20 protein-coding genes are annotated in these 20,572 nt (G+C 70.0%); 8 read left to right on the top strand and 12 right to left on the bottom strand.

All coding sequences use genetic code 11. The features are described 5' to 3' along the window. Position 1 precedes the first annotated feature (1 nt). Positions 2 to 532 carry a YbhB/YbcL family Raf kinase inhibitor-like protein gene (locus tag ABI214_RS02380; protein WP_348605778.1) on the top strand — a complete coding sequence of 177 codons (531 nt, stop codon included), beginning with the start codon at positions 2 to 4 and terminating at the stop codon, positions 530 to 532. 61 nt (positions 533 to 593) lie between these two features. On the opposite strand, the gene ABI214_RS02375 is transcribed toward ABI214_RS02380, so the two are convergent. From ABI214_RS02375 to ABI214_RS02340, 8 genes are all read right to left on the bottom strand, one after another. After that, positions 594 to 1,667 carry a quinone-dependent dihydroorotate dehydrogenase gene (locus ABI214_RS02375; protein WP_348605776.1) on the bottom strand — a complete coding sequence of 358 codons (1,074 nt, stop codon included), beginning with the start codon at positions 1,665 to 1,667 and terminating at the stop codon, positions 594 to 596. 8 nt (positions 1,668 to 1,675) lie between these two features. Further along, positions 1,676 to 1,915, bottom strand: a complete 240-nt coding sequence (locus tag ABI214_RS02370; protein WP_348605774.1) for a DUF5703 family protein — start codon at positions 1,913 to 1,915, stop codon at positions 1,676 to 1,678. A 6-nt stretch (positions 1,916 to 1,921) separates the two neighbouring features. Beyond that, positions 1,922 to 2,923 carry a hypothetical protein gene (locus ABI214_RS02365; RefSeq protein WP_348605772.1) on the bottom strand — a complete coding sequence of 334 codons (1,002 nt, stop codon included), beginning with the start codon at positions 2,921 to 2,923 and terminating at the stop codon, positions 1,922 to 1,924. Positions 2,924 to 3,028: 105 nt separating this feature from the next. After that, on the bottom strand, positions 3,029 to 3,895 hold the full coding sequence (locus tag ABI214_RS02360) for a heme ABC transporter ATP-binding protein (protein ID WP_348605770.1): 867 nt from the start codon (positions 3,893 to 3,895) through the stop codon (positions 3,029 to 3,031). After that, positions 3,895 to 4,941 (bottom strand): FecCD family ABC transporter permease, encoded by a 1,047-nt coding sequence (locus tag ABI214_RS02355; RefSeq protein ID WP_408586714.1) that lies wholly within the window; start codon positions 4,939 to 4,941, stop codon positions 3,895 to 3,897. Before ABI214_RS02355 ends, ABI214_RS02360 begins: the two co-directional genes overlap by 1 nt. A gap of 8 nt (positions 4,942 to 4,949) precedes the next feature. After that, positions 4,950 to 5,966: a heme/hemin ABC transporter substrate-binding protein gene (locus ABI214_RS02350; protein ID WP_348605766.1), complete on the bottom strand. Its 1,017-nt coding sequence runs from the start codon at positions 5,964 to 5,966 to the stop codon at positions 4,950 to 4,952. Beyond that, positions 5,963 to 6,646, bottom strand: a complete 684-nt coding sequence (locus ABI214_RS02345; protein ID WP_348605764.1) for a heme oxygenase (biliverdin-producing) — start codon at positions 6,644 to 6,646, stop codon at positions 5,963 to 5,965. Before ABI214_RS02345 ends, ABI214_RS02350 begins: the two co-directional genes overlap by 4 nt. Positions 6,647 to 6,763: 117 nt before the next feature. After that, positions 6,764 to 7,699: an aldo/keto reductase gene (locus tag ABI214_RS02340; RefSeq protein WP_348605762.1), complete on the bottom strand. Its 936-nt coding sequence runs from the start codon at positions 7,697 to 7,699 to the stop codon at positions 6,764 to 6,766. A 206-nt stretch (positions 7,700 to 7,905) separates the two neighbouring features. Between ABI214_RS02340 and ABI214_RS02335 the strand changes: the two genes are divergently transcribed. From ABI214_RS02335 to ABI214_RS02320, 4 genes are read left to right on the top strand one after another with little or no spacing between them, the layout of a single operon-like run. After that, positions 7,906 to 8,751, top strand: a complete 846-nt coding sequence (locus tag ABI214_RS02335) for an undecaprenyl-diphosphate phosphatase (RefSeq protein WP_348611162.1) — start codon at positions 7,906 to 7,908, stop codon at positions 8,749 to 8,751. Positions 8,752 to 8,788: 37 nt separating this feature from the next. Next, positions 8,789 to 9,478 carry a histidine phosphatase family protein gene (locus ABI214_RS02330; protein ID WP_348605760.1) on the top strand — a complete coding sequence of 230 codons (690 nt, stop codon included), beginning with the start codon at positions 8,789 to 8,791 and terminating at the stop codon, positions 9,476 to 9,478. 39 nt (positions 9,479 to 9,517) lie between these two features. Further along, positions 9,518 to 10,111 (top strand): DUF3090 domain-containing protein, encoded by a 594-nt coding sequence (locus ABI214_RS02325; protein WP_348605758.1) that lies wholly within the window; start codon positions 9,518 to 9,520, stop codon positions 10,109 to 10,111. Positions 10,112 to 10,116: 5 nt separating this feature from the next. Then, entirely contained in the window at positions 10,117 to 10,938 is an 822-nt protein-coding gene (locus ABI214_RS02320; RefSeq protein WP_348605756.1) for an SCO1664 family protein, read from the top strand. Positions 10,939 to 10,963: 25 nt separating this feature from the next. Here the strand turns inward: ABI214_RS02320 and ABI214_RS02315 are convergent, their stop codons facing one another. Beyond that, positions 10,964 to 13,090, bottom strand: coding sequence for an FAD-dependent oxidoreductase (locus ABI214_RS02315; protein WP_348605754.1), 2,127 nt, complete (start codon positions 13,088 to 13,090; stop codon positions 10,964 to 10,966). 146 nt (positions 13,091 to 13,236) lie between these two features. Between ABI214_RS02315 and mshC the strand changes: the two genes are divergently transcribed. Continuing rightward, a complete protein-coding gene (mshC, locus tag ABI214_RS02310) occupies positions 13,237 to 14,478 on the top strand; it encodes a cysteine--1-D-myo-inosityl 2-amino-2-deoxy-alpha-D-glucopyranoside ligase (protein WP_348605749.1) in 1,242 nt (413 codons plus the stop codon). 10 nt (positions 14,479 to 14,488) lie between these two features. Here the strand turns inward: mshC and ABI214_RS02305 are convergent, their stop codons facing one another. Continuing rightward, the gene (locus ABI214_RS02305) at positions 14,489 to 15,766 is read right to left on the bottom strand and encodes an ATP-binding protein (protein ID WP_348605747.1); all 1,278 of its coding nucleotides are present in this window, start codon (positions 15,764 to 15,766) and stop codon (positions 14,489 to 14,491) included. Positions 15,767 to 16,002: 236 nt separating this feature from the next. Between ABI214_RS02305 and ABI214_RS02300 the strand changes: the two genes are divergently transcribed. Next, positions 16,003 to 16,971 carry an antibiotic biosynthesis monooxygenase gene (locus tag ABI214_RS02300; protein WP_348605744.1) on the top strand — a complete coding sequence of 323 codons (969 nt, stop codon included), beginning with the start codon at positions 16,003 to 16,005 and terminating at the stop codon, positions 16,969 to 16,971. A gap of 40 nt (positions 16,972 to 17,011) precedes the next feature. After that, positions 17,012 to 18,370, top strand: a complete 1,359-nt coding sequence (gene mgtE, locus ABI214_RS02295) for a magnesium transporter (protein ID WP_348605740.1) — start codon at positions 17,012 to 17,014, stop codon at positions 18,368 to 18,370. 11 nt (positions 18,371 to 18,381) lie between these two features. Here the strand turns inward: mgtE and ABI214_RS02290 are convergent, their stop codons facing one another. Both ABI214_RS02290 and ABI214_RS02285 read right to left on the bottom strand, forming a co-directional pair. Continuing rightward, entirely contained in the window at positions 18,382 to 19,635 is a 1,254-nt protein-coding gene (locus ABI214_RS02290) for an Nramp family divalent metal transporter (protein ID WP_348605739.1), read from the bottom strand. A 110-nt stretch (positions 19,636 to 19,745) separates the two neighbouring features. Continuing rightward, positions 19,746 to 20,561, bottom strand: coding sequence for a glycoside hydrolase family 19 protein (locus ABI214_RS02285; RefSeq protein ID WP_348605738.1), 816 nt, complete (start codon positions 20,559 to 20,561; stop codon positions 19,746 to 19,748). Between the last annotated feature and the right edge of the window lie 11 nt (positions 20,562 to 20,572).

Below are 20,572 nucleotides of genomic sequence, written 5' to 3'. Positions count from 1 at the left end.
CATGGCTCACAACCCGTACGACGGACTACCCGACCTGCCGTCCTTCACGCTGATGTCGGAGGACGTCACCGACGGCGCGCCGCTGAAGAACGATCAGGTCAGCGGAATCTTCGGTGCCGGTGGACACGACATCTCCCCGCAGCTGTCCTGGTCCGGTTTCCCCGCGGAGACCAAGAGCTTCGCCGTCACGATGTTCGACCCGGACGCGCCGACGGCGTCGGGCTTCTGGCACTGGGCCGTCGCCAACATCCCCGTCACGACCACCTCGCTGGCCGCGAATGCCGGTGACGAGAACGGCTCGGGGCTGCCCGAGGGTGCCGTCACGCTGGAGAACGACGGCGATCTCGCCCGGTACCTGGGTGCGTGCCCGCCGAAGGGGCACGGCCCGCACCGCTACATGTTTGCGGTGCACGCGGTGGACGTCGATCACCTCGACATCACGCCGGATTCGAAGCCGGCGTTCCTCGGCTTCAACCTGTTCTCGCACGCCATCGCGCGCGCGGTGATCACCGGAACCTACGAGCAGAAGTAGGCCACGAACCACGACGGCCCGCCACCTGCGGAGGTGGCGGGCCGTTTCGGCGTCCGGGGACCTACGTGCGGGCGCCCGCGCCCACGGCGTCGGAGATCGACTGGAAGCCGGCCTCACGGACCTTGCGGGCCAGGCCCTTGTGCAGCTTCTTGGCGTAGAACGGGCCGCCGTAGATGAACCCGGTGTAGCCCTGCACCAGGGTCGCGCCGGCGAGGATGCGCTCCCAGGCCTGGTCGACGGTCTCGATGCCGCCCACCGAGATCAGCACCAGCTTGTCGCCGACGCGGGCGTGCAGGCGGCGCAGCACCTCGAGCGAGCGGGCCGCGACCGGCGCGCCGGACAGGCCACCCGCGCCGATCTCGTCAATGCGCGACTGCGGCGTGTTCAGGCCGGTGCGGCCGATCGTCGTGTTGGTGGCGACGATGCCGGCCAGCCCCAGCTCGACCGCGAGATCGGCGACGGCGTCGACGTCCTCGTCGGACAGGTCCGGCGCGATCTTCACCAGCACCGGGGTGTCCGTGACGGTCTCCAGGACGGCCTGCAGCAGCGGCCGCAGCGACTCGACGGCCTGCAGGTCGCGCAGACCCGGGGTGTTGGGGGAGCTGACGTTGACGACGAGGAAGTCGGCCAGCGGCCCCAGCAGGCGGGCGCTCGCGGTGTAGTCCGCGGGCGCCTCCTCCGCGGGGACGATCTTGGTCTTGCCGATGTTGGCGCCGATCGGCACGTCGCCGCGCCGGTGCCGCAGGTAGTTCGCCGCGTTCCCGGCGCCGTGGTTGTTGAAGCCCATCCGGTTGATCAGCGCGCGGTCGTCGGGGAGTCGGAACAGCCGCGGCGCGGGGTTACCGGGCTGCGCCTGCGCGGTCACGGTGCCGACTTCGGCGAATCCGAAGCCCAACGGACCCCACGTGTCTACGCCGGTGGCGTCCTTGTCGAATCCGGCGGCCAGGCCGACCGGCGCCGGGAAGTCCACCCCGAACGCGCGGGTGCGCAGCACCGGATCGTCGACCACGAGCACCTTCGCGACGAGCGCGCGGATCGGCGCGAACCGCGTGACCAGTCGCATCGCGGCGAACGCCAGGTGGTGGATGCGCTCCGGGGGAACCCGGAACATCAGACGCAGTAGCAGGTAGTACACGAATCTCCCTAGATTCCAGGTGCCGGAACGTGATGGGTGGTCTTGCGGCGGCGGAGCAGGATGCGCCGGCTGCCGTCCGTGTAGAGGCGCAGACGCGAGAGTTCCCAGCCGCCGAACTCGGCTTGCAGGGCCAGGCGCATCGACGCGCTCAAGCGGGTCACGTCACGGGGCAGACGCAGCGGCAGGTACTCGAACTCGTCCGATTCGAGGTCCCACTCGCGGGGCAGTCCACGACCACGACGTGACACGGCGGCTCACCCGGCGGCCAGCGGGATCCGCTGCAGGCCGTCACCGGTCGCGGATCCGATCAGGAGGGCGCCGCCCGCGGTGTCCACGGTGACGGAGTTGGGCTGGCGGACGGTGTCGTAGCGGGCCTTCTCGACGGGGATGCCGGTCGAGATGTCGTAGCCGACCACCTTGTTGTCGCCGGTGACCGTCACCCACACCAGATCGGTCCGCTCGTCGTACGCGACGCCGTACGGGGAGTGCGGGATCGGGTAGCGCTGCCGCATGATCAGCGGATCGGTCGTGAAGACCAGCAGTTCGTCGCCCCCCGTGTCGGTGATGAGGATCCGGCCGTACTCGTCGGTTGCCAGTTGTGTCGCGCCCTCGCCCGCGCGCAGCGCCATACCCAGCGACGAGTTGTCGACGTCGATCTCGGTGAGCGATGTCTGCCGGCGGTCGAGAGCGCTGAGATCGCCCTTCGTCAGGGCGAGCGCGTCCACCGAGGCGAGACCCGAGATCGTCTCGGCCACCGCGCCGTTCGTGTCGAGGATCTGGATCTTGCCGTTCGCCAGACCCGCCGCGAGCCGGCCGTCGGACAGGTACACGGCCGAGCGCGCGTCGCCGTCGACGGTGATCGACTTCTTCTCGCCCGACGCCGCGTCGACGATCTGCACGCGGCCGTCCATCGGAAGCAACAGGCGTCCGTCGGAGGCCACGACGATCTGCGCGGCGCGGCCGTCGAGCGCGACGTCGCGCGGTTCGGCGGCGGGCTGCGCCTGGAGCAGCAGGTGGGTCCCGCCGTCCGCGAGGATCGCGGTCGTCTTCGAACTCGGGTCGAACGCGAGTGCGTCGATCGAGCGGCCGAGGTTCTGGACCGTGCCGGTCGGCGTCGCGCCGGCGGGCGACACGGCCGCCGTGGCGGGCTCGATGGTCTGGAGGTTGTCGCCGTCCTTCGTGGATGAGCACCCGGCGAGCAGCAGCAACGCGGCCCCGATCGCGGTGGCGGTGATGCGCGGCGCGGGTACTCGCATGAAGGTGCTCCTCGGATGGTGCCGGTGTGATGCTCGCTCTCTAGCATCCATGATCGACCGGACCGGCCGGAATTCGACTCACCCCCCGAGTGAGGCGCGCGACATTCACCGCCGGCTGGCGGTCGGGTCGTCGCGCCGCGGCTGGACCAGGGTGGCGCCGGACCGCGGATGCGCGAACACCTCGACGGGGTGCCCGTACACGCGGCTGAGCAACTCCTCCGTGAGGATCTCGGCGGGTGGTCCGTCGGCGGCTGCCCGGCCGTTCTCGAGGACGCAGATGCGGTCCGCATACGCGGCGGCCAGTCCCAGATCGTGCAGCACGACAACCACCGCGGCGCCGGCGGACGCCCGGTCGCAGGCGATCCGCATGACGGCCTCCTGGTGGCCCAGGTCGAGCGCCGCGGTCGGCTCGTCCAGCAGCACCGTCTCGGTGGACTGCGCCAGCACCCGGGCGAGCGCCACCCGCGCGCGCTCGCCGCCCGAGAGGACGCTGAACGGCCGGTCGGCGAGGTGGCGGACGTCGCAGATGTCCAGGCAGTCGTCGATCGTCTTGTCGTCGTCGGCGGACCGCGGGGTCCGCTGCCACGGCGCCCGGCCCATCCGGACGACCTGCCGGGCGGTGAACGAGAAGCCGACGGTGTGCTGCTGGGGCAGCACCGCGCGCCGGCGCGACATGTCGCCCGGCGACCAGTCCGACAGCGGCTTCCCGTCGAGTTCGACGACACCCGAGCTCACCGACTGGTCACCGGACAGTGCGGCCAGCAGGGTCGACTTGCCGGCGCCGTTGGGGCCGACGAGCGCGAGCACCTCGCCCGCCCGGACCGTGATGTCGACGTGGTCGAGGACGGTGCGGCCGCCACGCTCGACACAGATGTCGCCGGCGCGCATGGTCACCGTGCCGCTGTCGGTGGGGGACGGGACGTCGTCGGGTCGGCCGAACAGGCCTCGCGAGCGTTCGAGTAGCGATGCCATCAGGCCCACCCGCCTTGCCGCGAGCGCGTGCGCCGCAGCAGCCAGAAGAAGAACGGTCCGCCGACCAGCGAGGTGAGCATTCCGAGGGGGAGGTCGGCGTTCGGCACCAGCGTGCGCGCGCCGAGGTCGGCGGCGAGCAGGACGATCGCGCCGCCGAGGACACTGGCCGGCAGCAGGAGGCGGTGTCCCGGTCCGACCAGCATGCGCATCACGTGGGGCACGACGAGTCCCACGAACAGGATGATGCCGGTGAACGCGACGCTGGACGACACCAGGACGGCGACGATCACGATCGCGATCAGTCGCAGCTTCTCGACGTCCACACCGAGGTGCCGGGCCGCGCTCTCGCCCAGTGCCAGCAGATCGAGTTTGGGCGCGATCAGCATCGCCGCCGCGATGCCCGCGATCGCCATCGGTGCCACGATCGCCACGGCGTTCCAGGTGGCGCCGTTGAGGCTGCCGAGCTGCCAGAACACGATCTGATCGCGGGCGGCGGGGCTCGCTACGAAGGTGAAGAAGGCGATCAGGCCGCCGGCGAACGCGTTGATCGCGACGCCGGTCAGCACCAGGGTGACCACCTCGGTGCGGCCTTCCGAACGCGCCAGCAAGTACACGAGGGTTGTGGTAATCAGCCCGGCGACAAACGCCGCACCGGCCACCGCCGGCCCGGCGGTGGCCGCGCCACCGACGACGATGACCGCACTGGCGCCGACCGCGGCGCCCGCGGACACACCGATCACGCCGGGCTCGGCGAGCGGATTGGAGAACACGCCCTGCAGCAGGGCGCCGGAGCAGCCGAGTGCGGCGCCGACGAGGATCGCGAGAACGACGCGCGGGAACCGCACCTGCCACAGCGTCACCTCCCCGCTCGGGTGCGACGGCATGGGGCCGATGTCGAGCCCGACGCGGTGCAGGATGCTGCCGAGGACCTCGGCCGGGCTGGTCGGGACCTGCCCGATGCAGGCGGACGCCAGGGCGAGGACGGCCAGCAGGATCGCCAGGCCTGCGATGACCGTCCCCGCGCGAACCCGCGGGCGGGTCGTCATTTCTGTGCTCATTCGGGGCTGGGGTGGTAGATCGCGTCGGACAGGGCGGCAAGGACCTGACCGGTGTTGGGCCCGAAGCTGAGCAACGTGGTGTCGGACATGTCGACGACACGCTTGTTCTGCCCGGCCGGGGTCTGCGCGATACCCGGCACCTTCTCCAGACCGTCGACCCCGCCGATGGACTGCAGCCCGCCGGTCATCATCAGCAGGACGTCGGGCGCCGCGGCGATCATCGCCTCGCTGGTGATCGGCACGAACTCGTTGGTGAGGCCGGAGGCGGTGCCGGCGTCGGTCGCCCCGAGGGCCTCGATCAGCGCATCCGCGCCCGATCCGGGACCGGCGAGCATCGTGATCGACGGTCCACGCATGTAAAGGAAAGCGATCTTGAGCTTGTCGCCGTCCTGCGGGACGGACGCCCCCGCGTCGGCGATCTCCTTCTGGGTGCGCGCGACGAGTTGCTCGCCCTCGGCGGGAACGCCGAGCGCCTGCGCGACCGCGGTGAGCTGCCCAGGCAGACCCTCGAGCGTGCGTGCCGGATCGAAGTACACGACCGGGATCCCGGCCGCGCGCAACTGGTCCTGCACCGACTTGGGTCCGATGCTGGTGTCGGTGAGCACGACGGTGGGGGCGAGGTTGAGAATCGCCTCGGCGTTGAGTGCCTGACCGCCCGGTGTGATGTTCGGGATGTCCTTCGCGGCCGGGAACGACGATGCAGTGTCCCGACCGACGATGTTGTCACCGAGGCCGAGCGCGAACACGGTCTGGGTGAGCGTGCCGTAGCGGTCCGCGGTGACGATCCGGCTGACGTCCGTGACCGTGACATCGACGCCGTCGAAGCCGCGCACGGTGGCCGGCAACTGCGGTGTCGGGTTGTTCGTGATCGGACGCGGATCGGGGTCCGCGATGACGGCGGTGGTCTGGCCGCGCTGGTCGGTGTCGCCAGTCGTGACCGTGGTGCACGCCGCGAGGGTCAGCGCCGCCAGGACCGCAGTCCCGGCGGCGGCGAGTCGGGAGAAAGATCTCATTTCACAAGGTAACGATCGATGTCGGCTTCGAGGTCGGAGAACAGTCCACCGTTGAGTCCGTAGGCCAGGTTCACCTCGGCGATGAACCGCGCCTGCTCCTCGGTGCTGAGCGGGGCCTGATCGAGCTTGGCCCGGTACTCGTCCTTGAAGACCTTGGGCTTGGCGATGGCGTCGAAGATGTAGAACCGCAGTCCGTCCACCTCGTAGCCGTACGCGCGCTCGAGCATGCGGCGGATGATCTGGCCACCCGAGAGGTCGCCCATGTAGCGCAGGTAGTGGTGCGCGACGAAGTCGGCGGGTGAGGTGAACGCGACCTCCTCGAGGCGCGCGACGTACCGGGCGGTGGCCGGCGTGGCGACCACTTCGTCGCGCCACTGCGGACCGAGGAGGAACTCGAGGTCGGCGGCCAGCGAGGGCAGTCGAATCAGTTCCGCGGCGATGAACGGTGCGGCCAGGGCATCCTCGGCGTGGGCTTCACCGGCGCGCTCGAGCGCCTCGTAGACGAGGTACGTCTGCGCCAGGAGGGCGGCGTAGCCTTCCTTGGTGAGCTTGCCGGCCAGGAGATCGCCGACGAAGCGGGACTGCTCGGTCGCGCGGTGTGCCGCGTCGGTCTCGGTCTTGATGCGCTCGGCGAACCCGGCAAGCGCGCCGGCGTCGGTTCCCTGATCGAGCACGTCCATGTGATCTCCTCCACGATGATTTTCGTCGAACACGATGGCTGCGAGGTTAGCCTACCCTCTGCATCGTTGTCCTCACTAATCACCGCAAATCAATCGAAAGTTGGACGCGCGATCGAATCAGGCGCTCACGTCGTCGAGCGCGGCGGCGATCGCCGGCGGCAGCTCCAGGTCCTCGGCCGACAGAACCCCCGTGAGCTGCGCGAGGTCACGCGCGCCGACCACGGCGCTCGCGACACCGCGCCGATCGCGCGCCCACGCGAGTGCGACCGCGAGCGGCGACGTGCCCAGTCCGTCGGCCGCGGTGAGGACCGCGTCGACCACCCGCACCGACGTCTCGGTGAGGTAGCTCCGGACCTCGGTGGCGTGCGTGTCGTCCGCCCCGCGGGAGTCGGCGGGGATGCCGTCGCGGTACTTGCCGGTCAGCACGCCGCCGGCGAGGGGGACGGCGGCGAACACGCCGATGCCGTGATGGGCGGCCGCAGGCAGCAGCTCCTCCTCGACCCCGCGGGCCAGCAGTGAGTACTCGGCCTGCGTCGCCACCAGTCGGCCGGGGCCCTGGTTCGCCGCCGCGGTAGCGAGCTGCCACCCCAGGTATCCGCGCGCGCCGGTGTAGCGGACGCGGCCGCTGCTCACGGCGTAGTCGAGGGTCGCGGCGATCTCGTCGACGGGAGTCAGCGGATCCCACGTCGCGACCTGCCACATGTCGAGGTGGTCGGTACCGAGTTCGCGCAGCGTCGCGTCGAGCTGGGTCAGCAGGCCGCGGCGGGAGCAGTCCACGCGCTGACCGGACGGGGCGGCGGAATTGATCCCGGCGCTGCCGCCGAGAATGAGGTACTCGCGCGGCACGACGTCGTCGAGCAGTTCCGCGAGGATGCGCTGCGCCTTCCCGTCGCCGTAGGCGGGGGAGGTGTCGACCAGTGTGCCGCCCGCGTCGACGAACGCCGACAGCTGTGCGGCGGCCTCGTCCCCGTCGGTGTCCCGTCCCCAGTGCAGGGTGCCCAGACCGAGCCTCGACACCCGCAGCCCGCTCGTTCCCACCGCTCTGTATTCCATAACCGCCCACGTCTCGACACCGGATGTTTTCGTTGGTGAACTGCGTCCACCGGGAAGAACACTAGTAGTGCGCACGGCGCGCCGAGAACAGCCACGCCGGGTACCGTCTGTCCGGTGAAACTTGGACCACACGTGTGTAATCCGGATGCCCCCAACCTCATCCGTCGTTCCGCCCTCGCACCGAGTGGCCCGGAGTTCCGCGCATGATCGGGGAGGCCATGACCTGGCTCCAGGCGATCGTGCTGGGAGCGGTGCAAGGTCTCACCGAGTTCCTTCCCATCTCGTCCTCGGGACATCTGCGGATCGTCTCGGAGATCTTCTTCGGTAGCGACGCCGGTGCGTCGTTCACCGCCGTCACCCAACTCGGCACGGAGGCAGCGGTTCTGCTGTACTTCGCGCGCGACATCGGCCGCATCGTCGCGGGCTGGTTCCGTGGGCTCTTCCGCGCCGAGTTCCGCGACGATCTCGACTACCGCATGGGCTGGTACGTCATCATCGGCACGATTCCCGTCGGAGTGCTCGGGTTCCTCTTCAAGGACCAGATCCGTACCGGCGCAAGGAATCTCTGGCTGATCGCGACGATGCTCATCGTCTTCGCGGTGGTGATCGCGGCCGCCGAGCGCTACGGCAGCAAGAAGCGTCCCATCGAGGAGTTGCGCGCCAAGGATGGCATCGTGATGGGTTCGGCCCAGGCGCTGGCGCTCATTCCCGGTGTCTCCCGTTCGGGCGGCACGATCAGCGCGGGTCTGTTCCTGGGGCTCACCCGTGAGGCAGCGGCGCGGTACTCGTTCCTGCTGGCCATTCCGGCGGTCGTCGCGTCCGGGCTGTTCAGCCTCCCGGATGCGTTCGAGCCGGCCGGTGAGGGACTGAATGCGTCGGGCGCGCAGCTGGTCGTCGCGACGCTCATCGCGTTCGCGATCGGCTACGCCACGATCGCGTGGCTGCTGCGATTCGTCGTCGACCACTCGATGTACTGGTTCGTCGGGTACCGGATCGCCCTCGGCACGCTCGTGCTCGTTCTGCTCGCCACGGGCGTCGTCTCGGCGACGTGACCGGTTTCCGGTCGATGTCGGAACTAGGCTGGGGCGCATGACGGTCATCCTGTTGCGTCACGGGCGCTCGACGGCGAACACTTCTCGCACGCTCGCGGGCCGTTCGCCGGGCGTCGCGCTCGACGAGGTCGGCATCGAACAGGCCAAGGGGCTCGTCGATCGCCTGGCCGGGCTCGCGATCGTGGAGATCGTGCACTCGCCGCTGCTGCGCTGCGAGCAGACGGTGGCTCCGCTCGCCGTCGACCGTGGCCTCGAGCCGCGCGTCGACGAGCGTCTGGTGGAGGTCGACTACGGGCAGTGGACCGGTCGCGCTCTGAAGGAGCTGGTCGAGGAGCCGCTGTGGAAGGTGGTCCAGCAGCACGCGTCCGCGGCCGTCTTCCCCGGCGGCGAGGGGCTGGCCGAGGTGCAGGCGCGCGCGGTGGCCGCGGTCCGGGACCACGACCGCCGGCTGGCCGACGCACACGGCCGGGACGTGGTGTGGATCGCATGCAGCCACGGCGACGTGATCAAGTCGGTTCTGGCCGACGCGGTGGGCAGTCACCTCGACGGGTTCCAGCGCATCGTCACCGAGCCGGCGTCGATCAGCGTGGTCCGGTACACCGACATCAGACCGTTCGTCCTGCGGATGAACGACACCGGCAGCGATCTCGCCGGACTGGACGGCGGCGGCCGGTCGGCCGACCCGCAGCAACCCGTTCCCGGCGGTGAGGTGGGCCGTGATCGGTAGGCGGATAATGAAGCGGTACGCATAGTTCGAGGAGGTGCAATGTCACGCGCGATACACGTTTTTCGCACCCCTGATCGATTCGTTGCGGGGACGGTCGGGGAGCCAGGTGACCGGTCGTTCTATCTCCAGGCTGTCCACGACGCGCGGGTGGTGAGCGTGCTGCTCGAGAAGCAGCAGGTGCAGGTGCTCGCCGACCGCATGGGGCTGCTGCTCGACGAGGTACACCGACGGTTCGGTACCGCGGTGCCACCCGAGGCCGGCGAACTCGGTGACCTGAGCCCTCTCGTGACGCCGCTCGACATCGAGTTCCGGGTCGGCACGATGGGACTCGGATGGGACGCCGAGGCGGAGTCGGTCGTCGTCGAGTTGCTCGCGGTGAGCGAGACGGAGTTCGACGAGTCGGTCGTCCTCGACGATGCGGAGGAGGGGCCGGACGCGGTGCGGGTGTTCCTCACCCCGATCCAGGCCCGCGAGTTCGCGCTGCGCTCGGAGCGGGTGATCGCCGCCGGACGCGCGCCGTGCCCGCTGTGCGGTGAACCGCTCGCGGCGGACGGGCATGTGTGTATTCGCACCAACGGCTATCGGCGTATCGCCGGATTCGATTCGTCGGTCGAGTTCGGAGAAGAGCTCTGACGACGGTGCCGGTCGACCCGTTGGATCCCGCGGCGCGAGGACTGCTTGCCGGGGGCGAGCTGACGCTGGTCGGCCGGATCGTGCACGCGAGCAACGCGACGTTGGTGTGCGATGCGTCGTCGGACGGTCGATCGGTGCGGTGCGTCTACAAGCCGATTCGTGGCGAGCGGCCGCTGTGGGACTTCCCGGACGGCACGCTGGCCGGCCGGGAGGTCGCGTCGTATCTGATCTCGGAGGCGCTCGGCTGGGGCGTCATTCCCCACACGATCCTGCGGGACGGTCCGCTCGGTCCGGGCATGGTCCAGCTGTGGATCGAGACGCCGGACCGGCACCCGGAGTCCGGGGGACAGCTCGACCTGGTGGACATCTGCCCGCCCGAGGAGGTGCCGCCGGGGTGGCTCGAGGTGTTGCGTGCCTTCGACGTCCAGGGCGACGAGGTAGCGCTGATCCACGCCGACGATCCGCGGTTGCGGCGGATGGCGGTGCTCGACATTCTGCTCAACAACGCCGATCGCAAGGGCGGTCACGCACTCGAGGGGATCGACGGGTCGGTGTACGGCGTCGACCACGGCATCTGCCTGCACGAGGAACCCAAGCTTCGCACGGTCTTGTGGGGGTGGGCGGGAATGCCGATCGGTGACGACCTGATGGCCGACATCGAATCTCTGGCCGAGCGGCTCGGAGGCGACGACCTTCCGGCCGTTCTCGCCGAGCATGTCACCGGCCGTGAGGTCGACGCGCTGCGGGCCCGCGCCAAGGCGCTCCTCGCGGCGCCGGTGATGCCGCATCCGGTCGGGTCCCGGCCGATTCCCTGGCCGGCGTTCTGACGCCGGCCAGGGACCCCGTCGCCTCCTACAGCTCGGTGGCGACCTTCCACGCGGTGTGCATCGCGCCCTCGATGTAGTCGACCTCGGTGGCGTCACCCACGACGCGCACGTCGACCCCGGCGCGGGCCAGTTCGTCGGCCAGCGGCGCCGCCGCGGAGACGCCGGACGCGACCACGACCAGGCTCGCCGGCGCGGACAGCGTCTTGCCTCCGGCGGTGAACTCGACGGTCTTCTCGGTGATGCGCTCGACGGTCGCGTTGCGGTGGATCTTCACCCCCAGCTCGTTGGCGTGCTTGACGGCGGTCCAGCGGCGCGGCATCGCCATCGGGACACCGAGCTGCTGCCCCTCCTCGATGAGCGTCACGTTGCTTCCCCGCTCGGCGAGGAACTCGGCCAGCTCGAGGCCGACGAGCGATCCGCCGATGACGACGACGTTCTTGCTCATCGGAAGGAACTTGAGGAACTTGCGGCTCAGGTCGCGAATCTTGGCGGGGCTCTTGGTGATTCCGACGAGACCGCCCAGCTTGCCGGCGACCCGCAGGAACAGCGACTGGTCGGAGACGTCGCCCGCGCCGGTCATCAGGGCCCGCAGCGTGTCGCCGGTGTGCACGTGCGGCAGATTGCCGCCCGGCACGCTCGGCCGTGCGCGCACCGCGCCGGTGGCGACCACGACGACGTCGGGCGAGAGGGCCTCGATCGTCGCGGCGGTGGCCTCGGTGTTCAGGCGGACGTCGACGCCGGCGCGCTTCACCTCGTGGGTGAGCCAGTTCAGCAGGCGCTCGTTGTCGGGCGTGGTGAGGGTGGAGAACCACAGCGTTCCGCCGAGGCGGTCGGTCTTGTCGAGAATGGTGACCCGGTGTCCGCGTTCGGTCGCCACCCGGGCGGTCTCGAGACCGCCGGGGCCTGCGCCGACGACGACCACGTGCTTGCGTGCGGTGGTGGGTGGGAACGGCAGCAGCGTCTCGTTGCCGAGCGCCGGATTGACGGCGCACAGCGGGGTGTCGTCCCAGAAGTTCTCCTGCACGCAGACGTAGCAGTTGATGCAGGGGCGGACCTGCTGGGACCGTCCGGCCTTCAGCTTGTCGACGAGCTCCGGGTCGGCCAGCAACTGGCGGCCCATCGCGACGAAGTCGGTCCGGCCCTCCGAGATCATCTGCTCGCCGACCTCGGGCAGCATGCGGCCGACGGTGATGACCGGAATCGACACCGCACGCTTCACGACGGCGGCGTTGTCGGTGTAAAACCCGACCTTGTCGGGCAGCGGGCCGTCGGTGAAGTTCGCGAACGCGTTGAGCGCGGTGCCGGTGACGTGGATGGCGTCCGCGCCCGCCTGCTCGAACATGGCGGCGGCGCGGGCGGCCTCGTCCGGCGTCAGGCCCTCGGACTCGCCGTATTCCTGACCGGCCAGGCGCACGATGACGGCGAGGCTGTCGCCGACCTCGTCCTTGACCGCGCGGATGACCTCGCACGACAGCCGTGCCCGGTTCTCCAGCGACCCGCCGTACTCGTCGGAGCGCTGGTTCGAGTAGCGGCTCAGGAAGCCGCCGAGGACGTAGTTGTGGGCGCAGTGGATCTCCACTGCGTCTCCGCCGGCGGCCTTCACCCGGCCCGCGGCCTCGGCGAACATCCGGACCAACCAGTCGAGGTCCTCCTGCGTGGCCTCGCGGTAGGTGGCCTTCTTGCCCTCCTGGATGGCAGCCATCTTCCGGAGTTCCTCGGGGGTGCAGTCGGCCATCGCGCTCATGTCCCCGGGCGGCTTCGGGATGGACGGCACCAGCTGGGGGCGGCCGTCGAGGGTGTCGATCCGGGCGACCTTGCCGTGGTGCGTCATCTGCACGCACAGCTTGCTGCCGGCCTCGTGGACCGCGTCGGCGAGCGCCTTCAGGCCGGGGATGAACCGGTCCTCGGACAGGCCCGGCTCCTTGCGGCTGGTGCAGCCCGCCGGGTATGCGACGGCGCAGCAACCGGTGATGATCATCCCGGTGCCGCCCTCGGCGCGGGCGGCGAAGTGGTCGATGTCACCCTGGTGGATCTCGCCGTCCTCGCACAGGTTCATGTCCATCGCTGGGAGCACGACCCGGTTGTCGAGCGTGATGGGCCCGATCTTGCCGGGGGCCAGGAGGTTCGGGAATGCGTGGTCTCGGATCGTCACGCCCCGAAAGCTAGTGAGCCACGACACCGCCATGGTGTGGTTTCCCGCTCAACGAGACTCGACGGGCGCGGCGCCGGGGTGCGCTCGATCGCGTCGTGCGACGCCGCCCGCGAGGACGGAATCGGCTCTCCACTAGGCTCGTTGCCATGCAGTCTTGGTCCGAAACCGCTGTCCCGTCCGTGCCTGGTCAGGGCCCTGCCCTCCGGCTCTACGACACTGCGGACCGGCAGGTCCGGCCGGTCACCCCCGGCCGGACGGCGAAGATGTACGTGTGCGGCATCACGCCGTACGACGCGACGCACCTCGGTCACGCCGCGACCTATCTGACGTTCGACCTGGTGAACCGGATCTGGCGGGACGCGGGCCACGACGTGCACTACGTGCAGAACGTGACCGACGTCGACGACCCGCTGTTCGAGCGGGCCGAGCGGGACGGCGAGGACTGGGTGGTCCTCGGTATGCGGGAGACGGCGCTGTTCCGTGAGGACATGGAGGCGCTGCGGGTGCTGCCGCCGCGGGACTACATCGGTGCGGTCGAGTCGGTGAACGAGGTCGTCGAGCTGGTCGAGAAGTTCGTCGCGTCCGGCGCGGCCTACGTCGTCGACGACCCGGAGTACCCGGACGTCTACTTTCGTGCCGACGCGACCAGCCAGTTCGGGTACGAGTCCGGCTACGACCGCGGGACCATGGACCACTTCTTCGCCGAGCGCGGCGGCGACCCGAACCGTCCCGGCAAGAAGGATCCGCTCGACGCGCTGGTGTGGCGCGCACAGCGCCCGGGTGAGCCGTCGTGGCCGTCGCCGTTCGGTCCGGGCCGCCCGGGCTGGCACATCGAGTGTGCGGCGATCGCGCTCAACCGCATCGGTTCGGGCTTCGACGTCCAGGGCGGCGGTAGCGACCTGATCTTCCCGCACCACGAGTTCTCGGCCGCGCACGCCGAATCCGCTACCGGGACAGATCGTTTCGCGCGCCACTACGTCCACACCGGAATGATCGGGCTGGACGGCGAGAAGATGTCGAAGAGCCGGGGCAACCTGGTGTTCGTCTCGAAGCTGCGGGGCGAGGGCGTGGACCCGGCCGCGATCCGGCTCGGTCTGCTCTCCGGCCACTACCGCACCGACCGTGCCTGGACCGACGAGGTGCTCGCCGACGCGCAGACGCGACTGGCGCTGTGGCGCAAGGCGGCTGCGCTCGAGTCGGCGCCGTCCGCGGACGACACGATCGCCCGGCTGCGTCAGCACCTCGCCGACGACCTGGACACCCCCAAGGCGCTCGACGCGATCGACGGCTGGGCGCGCCGGGCCGTCGACCACCGCGGCCCGGACGCCTCGGCGCCGGCCGCGCTCGCGACCGCGGTGGACGCGCTGCTCGGCATCGACCTGCGCTGACCGGTGCCGCTCACAGCCGGGTGAACTGCTTCCGGTCCTGCTCGAACTCGGCGAGGATCTCGGAGGTGAGCGTCGGACGGGTGTCGGCGATCGCGGTCAGGTAGTCGTCCGTCGTCGCCGGCCGTCCCGTTCGCTCCGACACCTCCCGTTCGAACGCGGCCTGGGATCCCTTGCGGGACGCGAATTCGATGTCCGCGGGCGTGAACAGCTCGCTGGCGTCGGCGAGCCGGTCGAGGTCGACGTGCTCGGCCGACTCGCCGAGATACCGGCGCCACACCGCGCGGCGCGCGGGGGCGTCGGGCGGGCCGACGGGGATCACGTAGTCGAAGCGTCCGGGGCGCAGGAACGCCGAGTCCAGCGAGTGCACCGAGTTGGTCGCGCACACCATCAGGCGTCGTTCCGATTCCCGGAACGCGGGGATCAGCTTGAGCAGTTCGTTCGTGACGCCGTGCGCGGGATTGGTCGGGAGTCCGGTTCGGGCACTGGCGATCTCCTCGACCTCGTCGATGAACAGCACCACCTCGTCGAGTTCGGCGAGATCGGCGAACACCTCGCGGAGGGAGGCCGCGAGCCCGCCGGTGGCCGCGGCCGCCAGACGCGAGGGGAACAGTTCCACGAACGGCCAGTCGAGCCGTGAGGCGATGGCCTTCGCGAAGCTCGTCTTGCCGGTGCCCGGTGGCCCGAACAGGATGACGGCCTTGGGCGGTGTGACGCCGTACCGGTCCGCGACGTCCGGGTGCTCGAGGGGCGACACGATTCGCAGTTCGATGACGTCCTTGACGGCCTCCATCCCGGACACCTTCTGCCACAGGCCGCTCGGCATGACGCGCCCGCCGAGTTCGCTGAGAAGCGTCTCGTCCGGGCCCAGGGGCTCGAGCAGTTCGTAGTAGACGAGGCCGTCGCGGCGCCGGTAGCCGGAGTGCTCGAACGCGGCCGTGCCGGTGGCGGCCTCGGGCAGCACCGCCGAGATCCGGTGTGCGCCCGCGGCGCGCAGCCGCCGCTCGAGATGGGCGAGCAGGTCGCTGCCGATACCGCGGTTGCGCCACCGCGAGCCGAGCGCGACGAGCAGGATCCACGCGCGTTCGCCGTGGACCTGCGCCATCGCCATGCCCACGAGTTCGTCCCCGACGACCGCGACGACCGCGGGTTGGCCCGCCCGCGCGGCCGCCATCACCTCGGCGAGTGTGAAGACGGGCTCGGGCGACCCGGGGGGCCTGCTCTGGTCCCAGATCTGAATGGCCTGATCCAGGTCGTCGTTCTGGAAGTCTCGCAATCGCCACACCGGCATCTGCGCTCACCTCGATCCACTCGTCGGTGTTCCCCCAGTAGACACGTCGGTGCCGGGGCTGTCAGGGCGTGCGCGGAATCGATTCGGCTACGAGATGCGGGAAAGGGGCAGGTCACGGCGACGATCAGGTGTAATCCCGTGTGGGGAGCCTCACCGCGTGGGTAAATTGTGGCCAGGTGTACCGCGACGCTCCGGAGGCGAATCGGACATGACGCCGGACAGACACCAATACTGACATGGCGGACCGGGATGCCACGGCCCGCCACCGCTCACCGGCGACCGTGGTCGTCACGCATCTGGTGCGGCCGGGTTCGGACGCCGCCTTCCGGCGGTGGCAGGACGAGATGGATTCGGCTGCAGCATCGTTCGCGGGCTTCCTGGGAACGGACGTGAACCCGCCGGCCGGCGGTACGCGTGCGTGGTCGGTCGTCTACCTGTTCGATTCGCTGGAGAATCTCCGGCGCTGGTTGGACAGTGCCCGGCGGCGCGACCTCGTGGAGCGGGCGCGCACGATGTTCGATGCGCCTCCGACGCAGCACATCCTGCTCGGCGAACCGGGGACGGAGGCGGTCACCGTCGTCGTCTCCCACCCGCCGGTGCCGGGGCGTGAATCCGAGTTCCTCGCGTGGCAGCAGCGGATCGACGACGCGGAGACGCGGTTTCCCGGGTTCCGCGGCTCGGAACGGCACGCGCCGATACCGGGTGTCCAGAACGAGTGGACGATCCTGTTCACGTTCGACTCGCAGGAGCACCTCGACCGCTGGCTCGAGTCGCCGGAACGTGCGGCGCTGCTCGCGGAAGGTAAGGCGTTCCAGGACTTCAGCGTCGGCCCGATCCCGAACCCGTACGGATCCTGGTTCCCGACGCGCGGGGCGGCGGGCAGCGCGGTGCCGTCGTGGAAGACCGCGCTGTCGGTGCTGGTCGGGCTCTATCCGCTCGTCGTCGTGCTCACCGTCGTGATCGACGAGCTGTGGCCGGGCGCGCCGCTGTGGGCGAGTCTGCTGATCGGGAACATCGCGTCGGTGAGCCTGCTGACCTGCGTGGTGATGCCGATCGTCACCCGCGCGCTGCGCTTCTGGCTCGAGCCCGACGGCCCCGCCGGGCGGCGCATCGACGCCATCGGGACGGCGGTGTCGATCGGGTTCCTGGCGGCCGCGGCGGTTGTCTTCTGGCTCGTCACGACGGTGGTGTGGTCGTTGCCCTGACGCCCGGCGGGATGTCGGGCGGCGGGCTATGGTGCAGTCGATGAGCCGAATCGATGCGTCCGACACCGATTTTCCGATCCGAGTGGCCGAACGGGCGGTCGCTGCGTCCGATCTGCCGGCACTCACCGAGGCCGTCGCGCCCCTGACCGCCGTGCAGGTGGTGGATGTCCTCGAGCGACTCGACCGCACACACCGCGCCGTGCTGTACCGCGTCCTGCCGAAGGACCTCGCGATGACGGTGTTCGAGGCGCTGCCACCTACGTTGCAGCGTGATCTCCTCGAAGGGCTGCGGGAGGACGATGTCGCGGCGCTGTTCGCGGGTCTCGACCCGGACGACCGTGTCGAGCTGCTCGACGAGCTGCCCGCGGCGGTGGCGACCGAGTTGTTGCGCGGGCTGCCCGACCATGAGCGCGCGTTGACCGCAACGATCCTCGGCTATCCGGCGGGGTCGATCGGACGTCGGATGAGTACCGAACTGGTCACCACCCACCCGGACCTGACCGTGGCCGCGACGCTGGAGCGACTGACGCGCCGGCTCGACGACGCGGAGACCGTGTACACCCTGCCGGTGACCGACGGCCACCGTGTCCTGGTGGGGGTCGTGAGCCTCCGGGACCTGCTGCGCGCGTCACCGGACTCGACGATCGCTGAGATCGTGCAGCCGGCGGAGTGGGTCCTCGCCACCGAGGCCGCCGAGGACGCCGCCCGCTACTGCGCGCAGGTGAAACATCTGGCCCTGCCGGTCGTCGACGCGGAGACCCGGCTCGTCGGCATCGTCACCGTGGACGATGCGCTGCGCGTCCTCGAGGAAGCCGACACCGAGGACCAGGCCCGGATCAGTGGCACCGAACCGCTCCGGCAGCCGTATCTGACCACACCGGTGCGCCGCATCGTCCGCTCCCGCGTGGTGTGGCTGCTGGTGCTCGCTCTCGGTGCGACGCTGACGGTGCAGGTGCTCGAGATATTCGAATCCACGCTCGACGGGGTCGTCACGCTCGCGCTGTTCGTGCCGTTGCTGGTCGGCACCGGCGGCAACACGGGCAATCAGGCAGCCACGACCGTCACCCGTGCACTTGCGCTGGGCGAGATCGGTTCTCGGGACGTCGTGCGGGTCGTGCTCAGGGAGCTGCGGGTGGGGATGTTCCTCGGCGCTCTCCTCGGCGCGATCGCGTACGTTTTGGCCGGCGCGATCTACGGTTACGACATCGGCCTGGTCATCGGGCTGACGCTGCTCGCCGTGTGCACGATGGCTGCGACCGTCGGCGGCATGATGCCGCTGGTCGCCCGCGCCGTCCGCGCCGATCCGGCGGTGTTCTCGAATCCGTTCATCACGACGTTCGTCGACGCCACCGGACTGATCCTGTACTTCCTTATCGCCAAAGCCGTTCTCGGCCTGTGACGTTCGGAGATTCAGCTCGCCCCGGTGAAGGTCAGCCACAGGAGCGCGATGTTGAGCGCGATGATCAGCCCGGCGCAGAACCAGGCGACGGCCGTCGTGGCCGGGGCGTTGCGTTCGGGGCCCATGAGTTCCCGGTCGGACGTCATGCGCACCAGCGGGATCAGGGCGAACGGGATGCACAGGCTCAGCACGACCTGGCTGATGACCAGCGCGTAGGTGGGGTCCACGCCGATGCCGAGCACGATCAGCGCCGGGATCAGCGTGACGACCCGACGCGTCAGCACCGGGATCCGCATGTTCAGCAGTCCGCGCATGATCTCGGACCCGGCGGCGCAGCCGACCGAGGTGGACGCCAGGCCCGACGCGAGCAGGCCGACACCGAACACGATCGCGACGCCCGGGCCGAGGGACGCCTCGATCGCGGCGTGCGCGCCCTCGATGCTGTCGGTGTCGGGGACACCACGCAGCGCGGACGCGGCCAACAGCAGCATGCCGATGTTCACGCCGCCGGCGACGACCAACGCGCTCGCGACGTCCCATCGGGTGATGCGCAACAGTCGGTGCAGCCGGGGCCCGTGCCCCGCGGCGCCGTGCCGGTCGCGGGCGAGCGCGGAGTGCAGGTAGATCGCGTGGGGCATCACCGTGGCTCCGAGCATGCCGGCGGCCAGGAGGACGGTTTCGGCGCCGTCGAAGCGGGGGACGAGACCCTCGGCGGCGTCGCGGCCCGAGACGTCGGTGAACGCGAGTCCGGCGAGGAACCCGATCGTGATGATCGCGAGCAGACCCATCACCACGAACTCGAAGGCCCGCTGTCCACGGCGGGACTGGATCGACAGGATCACCATCGAGACGACACCGGTGATCAGACCGCCGACGAGCAGCGGCAGCCCGAACAGCAGGTGGAGTGCGACGGCGCCGCCGATCACCTCGGCCAGGTCGGTCGCCGCCGCCATCACCTCGGCCTGCACCCAGAATGCGCGCCGATTGCCCGTGCGGAGCCGCATGCCGAGCATCTCGGGCAGCGAGTGCCCGGTGACGAGGCCGAGCTTGGCGGACAGGTACTGGATCAGCACGGCCATCGCGTTGGCGAGGACCAGCACCCAGATCAGCAGGTAGCCGTACTTCGCGCCCGCGGTGAGGTTCGCGGCGACGTTACCGGGATCGACGTATGCGATCGCGGCGACGAACGCCGGGCCCAGCAGGGCTACGGAACGCAAACCGCCCCGCGGACGGTGCGGGGCGGGTGCGTCGATATCGGTGCTCACTGATCTCCACAGGGCGCTTCTCGAACAGCCGATGGTCGGTTATTCGCCTCTTCGCACTATAGAGTTCGGGTGTCCGAAAACTCAACCTGGAGACTCTCGTCGGTCGATCTCTAGTGGAGGACCCCGAGCGCGCGCTGGAAGCTGTCGATGCGCTGCGACAGGCCGTTCGTGCCGCCGTTGACGATGCGCGAGACGCTCTCGATGCTGCCGGTATCCGACACGGCGTTGAGGTTGCGGGACTGCCAGTACCAGGCGGCGGTGTCGAAGGCGTTCTCCGGCGTCGACATGAGCTCGGGATGCGCGACGAAGTCGATGCCGAGGTAGTTGCTGACGCTCTCGTAGTTGTGGCGGCCGGTGACCTGGATGGCTCCGCGGCCCTTGTAGCGCTCGCCGTCGCCGGGCGCGACGTTACCGAGGTCCGAGCGCCCCTCGTAGGCGCGGCCGGACGCGTACTCCTCGAACGTGCGGAACGAATCCGACTCGACGACGAGCTGCGAGATGAACGCGGCCTTGCGCACCGGGGTGTCGATGGCGGCCTTCGCCAGTGCGTCGTTCAGCGGCGCGACGTAGCCGGCGAGCTGCGCGGGTGACACCTGCGGCACGATGCTCACGAGTTCGTCGAGCGTGACGGACGCCGGTGCGGGCGGCGGGGGCGGGGGTGGGGGTGCGATGGCCGGGATGATGCTGGCTTGCGGATTAGGGGCCGGGGCGGGCACGGGGGTCGAGTCCGGCAGGTTGAGCGCCTTCAGCAGGCCCGTGGACTCGAGGAACTGCGCCGGTGCCGCTGCGGCGGCGGGGGCTGTCAGCGCTGCCGGGGCTGCCGGCAGGGGCTCGGCGTTACCGGACGCGAGCGGTCCGAAAACGGCGTTTCCGATCAGGCCGGCCGCGGCCAGGGTGGCTACGCCGGCGATGCGGGTTCGTGACATGAGCCCGCATC

It is taken from the genome of Prescottella soli, from assembly GCF_040024445.1.
Lineage (GTDB): Bacteria > Actinomycetota > Actinomycetes > Mycobacteriales > Mycobacteriaceae > Prescottella > Prescottella soli.
The sequence above is the reverse complement of the archived record's forward strand: the minus strand, read 5'-3'. Positions and strand labels throughout refer to the sequence as shown.

Coding starts and splice junctions, on each gene's coding strand:
- ABI214_RS02380 (WP_348605778.1), top strand. CDS start 2: ATGGCTCACAACCCGTACGACGGACTACCCGACCTGCCGTCCTTCACG.
- ABI214_RS02365 (WP_348605772.1), bottom strand. CDS start 2,923: ATGCGAGTACCCGCGCCGCGCATCACCGCCACCGCGATCGGGGCCGCG.
- ABI214_RS02360 (WP_348605770.1), bottom strand. CDS start 3,895: ATGGCATCGCTACTCGAACGCTCGCGAGGCCTGTTCGGCCGACCCGAC.
- ABI214_RS02355 (WP_408586714.1), bottom strand. CDS start 4,941: ATGACGACCCGCCCGCGGGTTCGCGCGGGGACGGTCATCGCAGGCCTG.
- ABI214_RS02350 (WP_348605766.1), bottom strand. CDS start 5,966: ATGAGATCTTTCTCCCGACTCGCCGCCGCCGGGACTGCGGTCCTGGCG.
- ABI214_RS02345 (WP_348605764.1), bottom strand. CDS start 6,646: ATGGACGTGCTCGATCAGGGAACCGACGCCGGCGCGCTTGCCGGGTTC.
- ABI214_RS02340 (WP_348605762.1), bottom strand. CDS start 7,699: ATGGAATACAGAGCGGTGGGAACGAGCGGGCTGCGGGTGTCGAGGCTC.
- ABI214_RS02330 (WP_348605760.1), top strand. CDS start 8,789: ATGACGGTCATCCTGTTGCGTCACGGGCGCTCGACGGCGAACACTTCT.
- ABI214_RS02325 (WP_348605758.1), top strand. CDS start 9,518: ATGTCACGCGCGATACACGTTTTTCGCACCCCTGATCGATTCGTTGCG.
- mshC (WP_348605749.1), top strand. CDS start 13,237: ATGCAGTCTTGGTCCGAAACCGCTGTCCCGTCCGTGCCTGGTCAGGGC.
- ABI214_RS02305 (WP_348605747.1), bottom strand. CDS start 15,766: ATGCCGGTGTGGCGATTGCGAGACTTCCAGAACGACGACCTGGATCAG.
- ABI214_RS02300 (WP_348605744.1), top strand. CDS start 16,003: ATGGCGGACCGGGATGCCACGGCCCGCCACCGCTCACCGGCGACCGTG.
- mgtE (WP_348605740.1), top strand. CDS start 17,012: ATGAGCCGAATCGATGCGTCCGACACCGATTTTCCGATCCGAGTGGCC.
- ABI214_RS02285 (WP_348605738.1), bottom strand. CDS start 20,561: ATGTCACGAACCCGCATCGCCGGCGTAGCCACCCTGGCCGCGGCCGGC.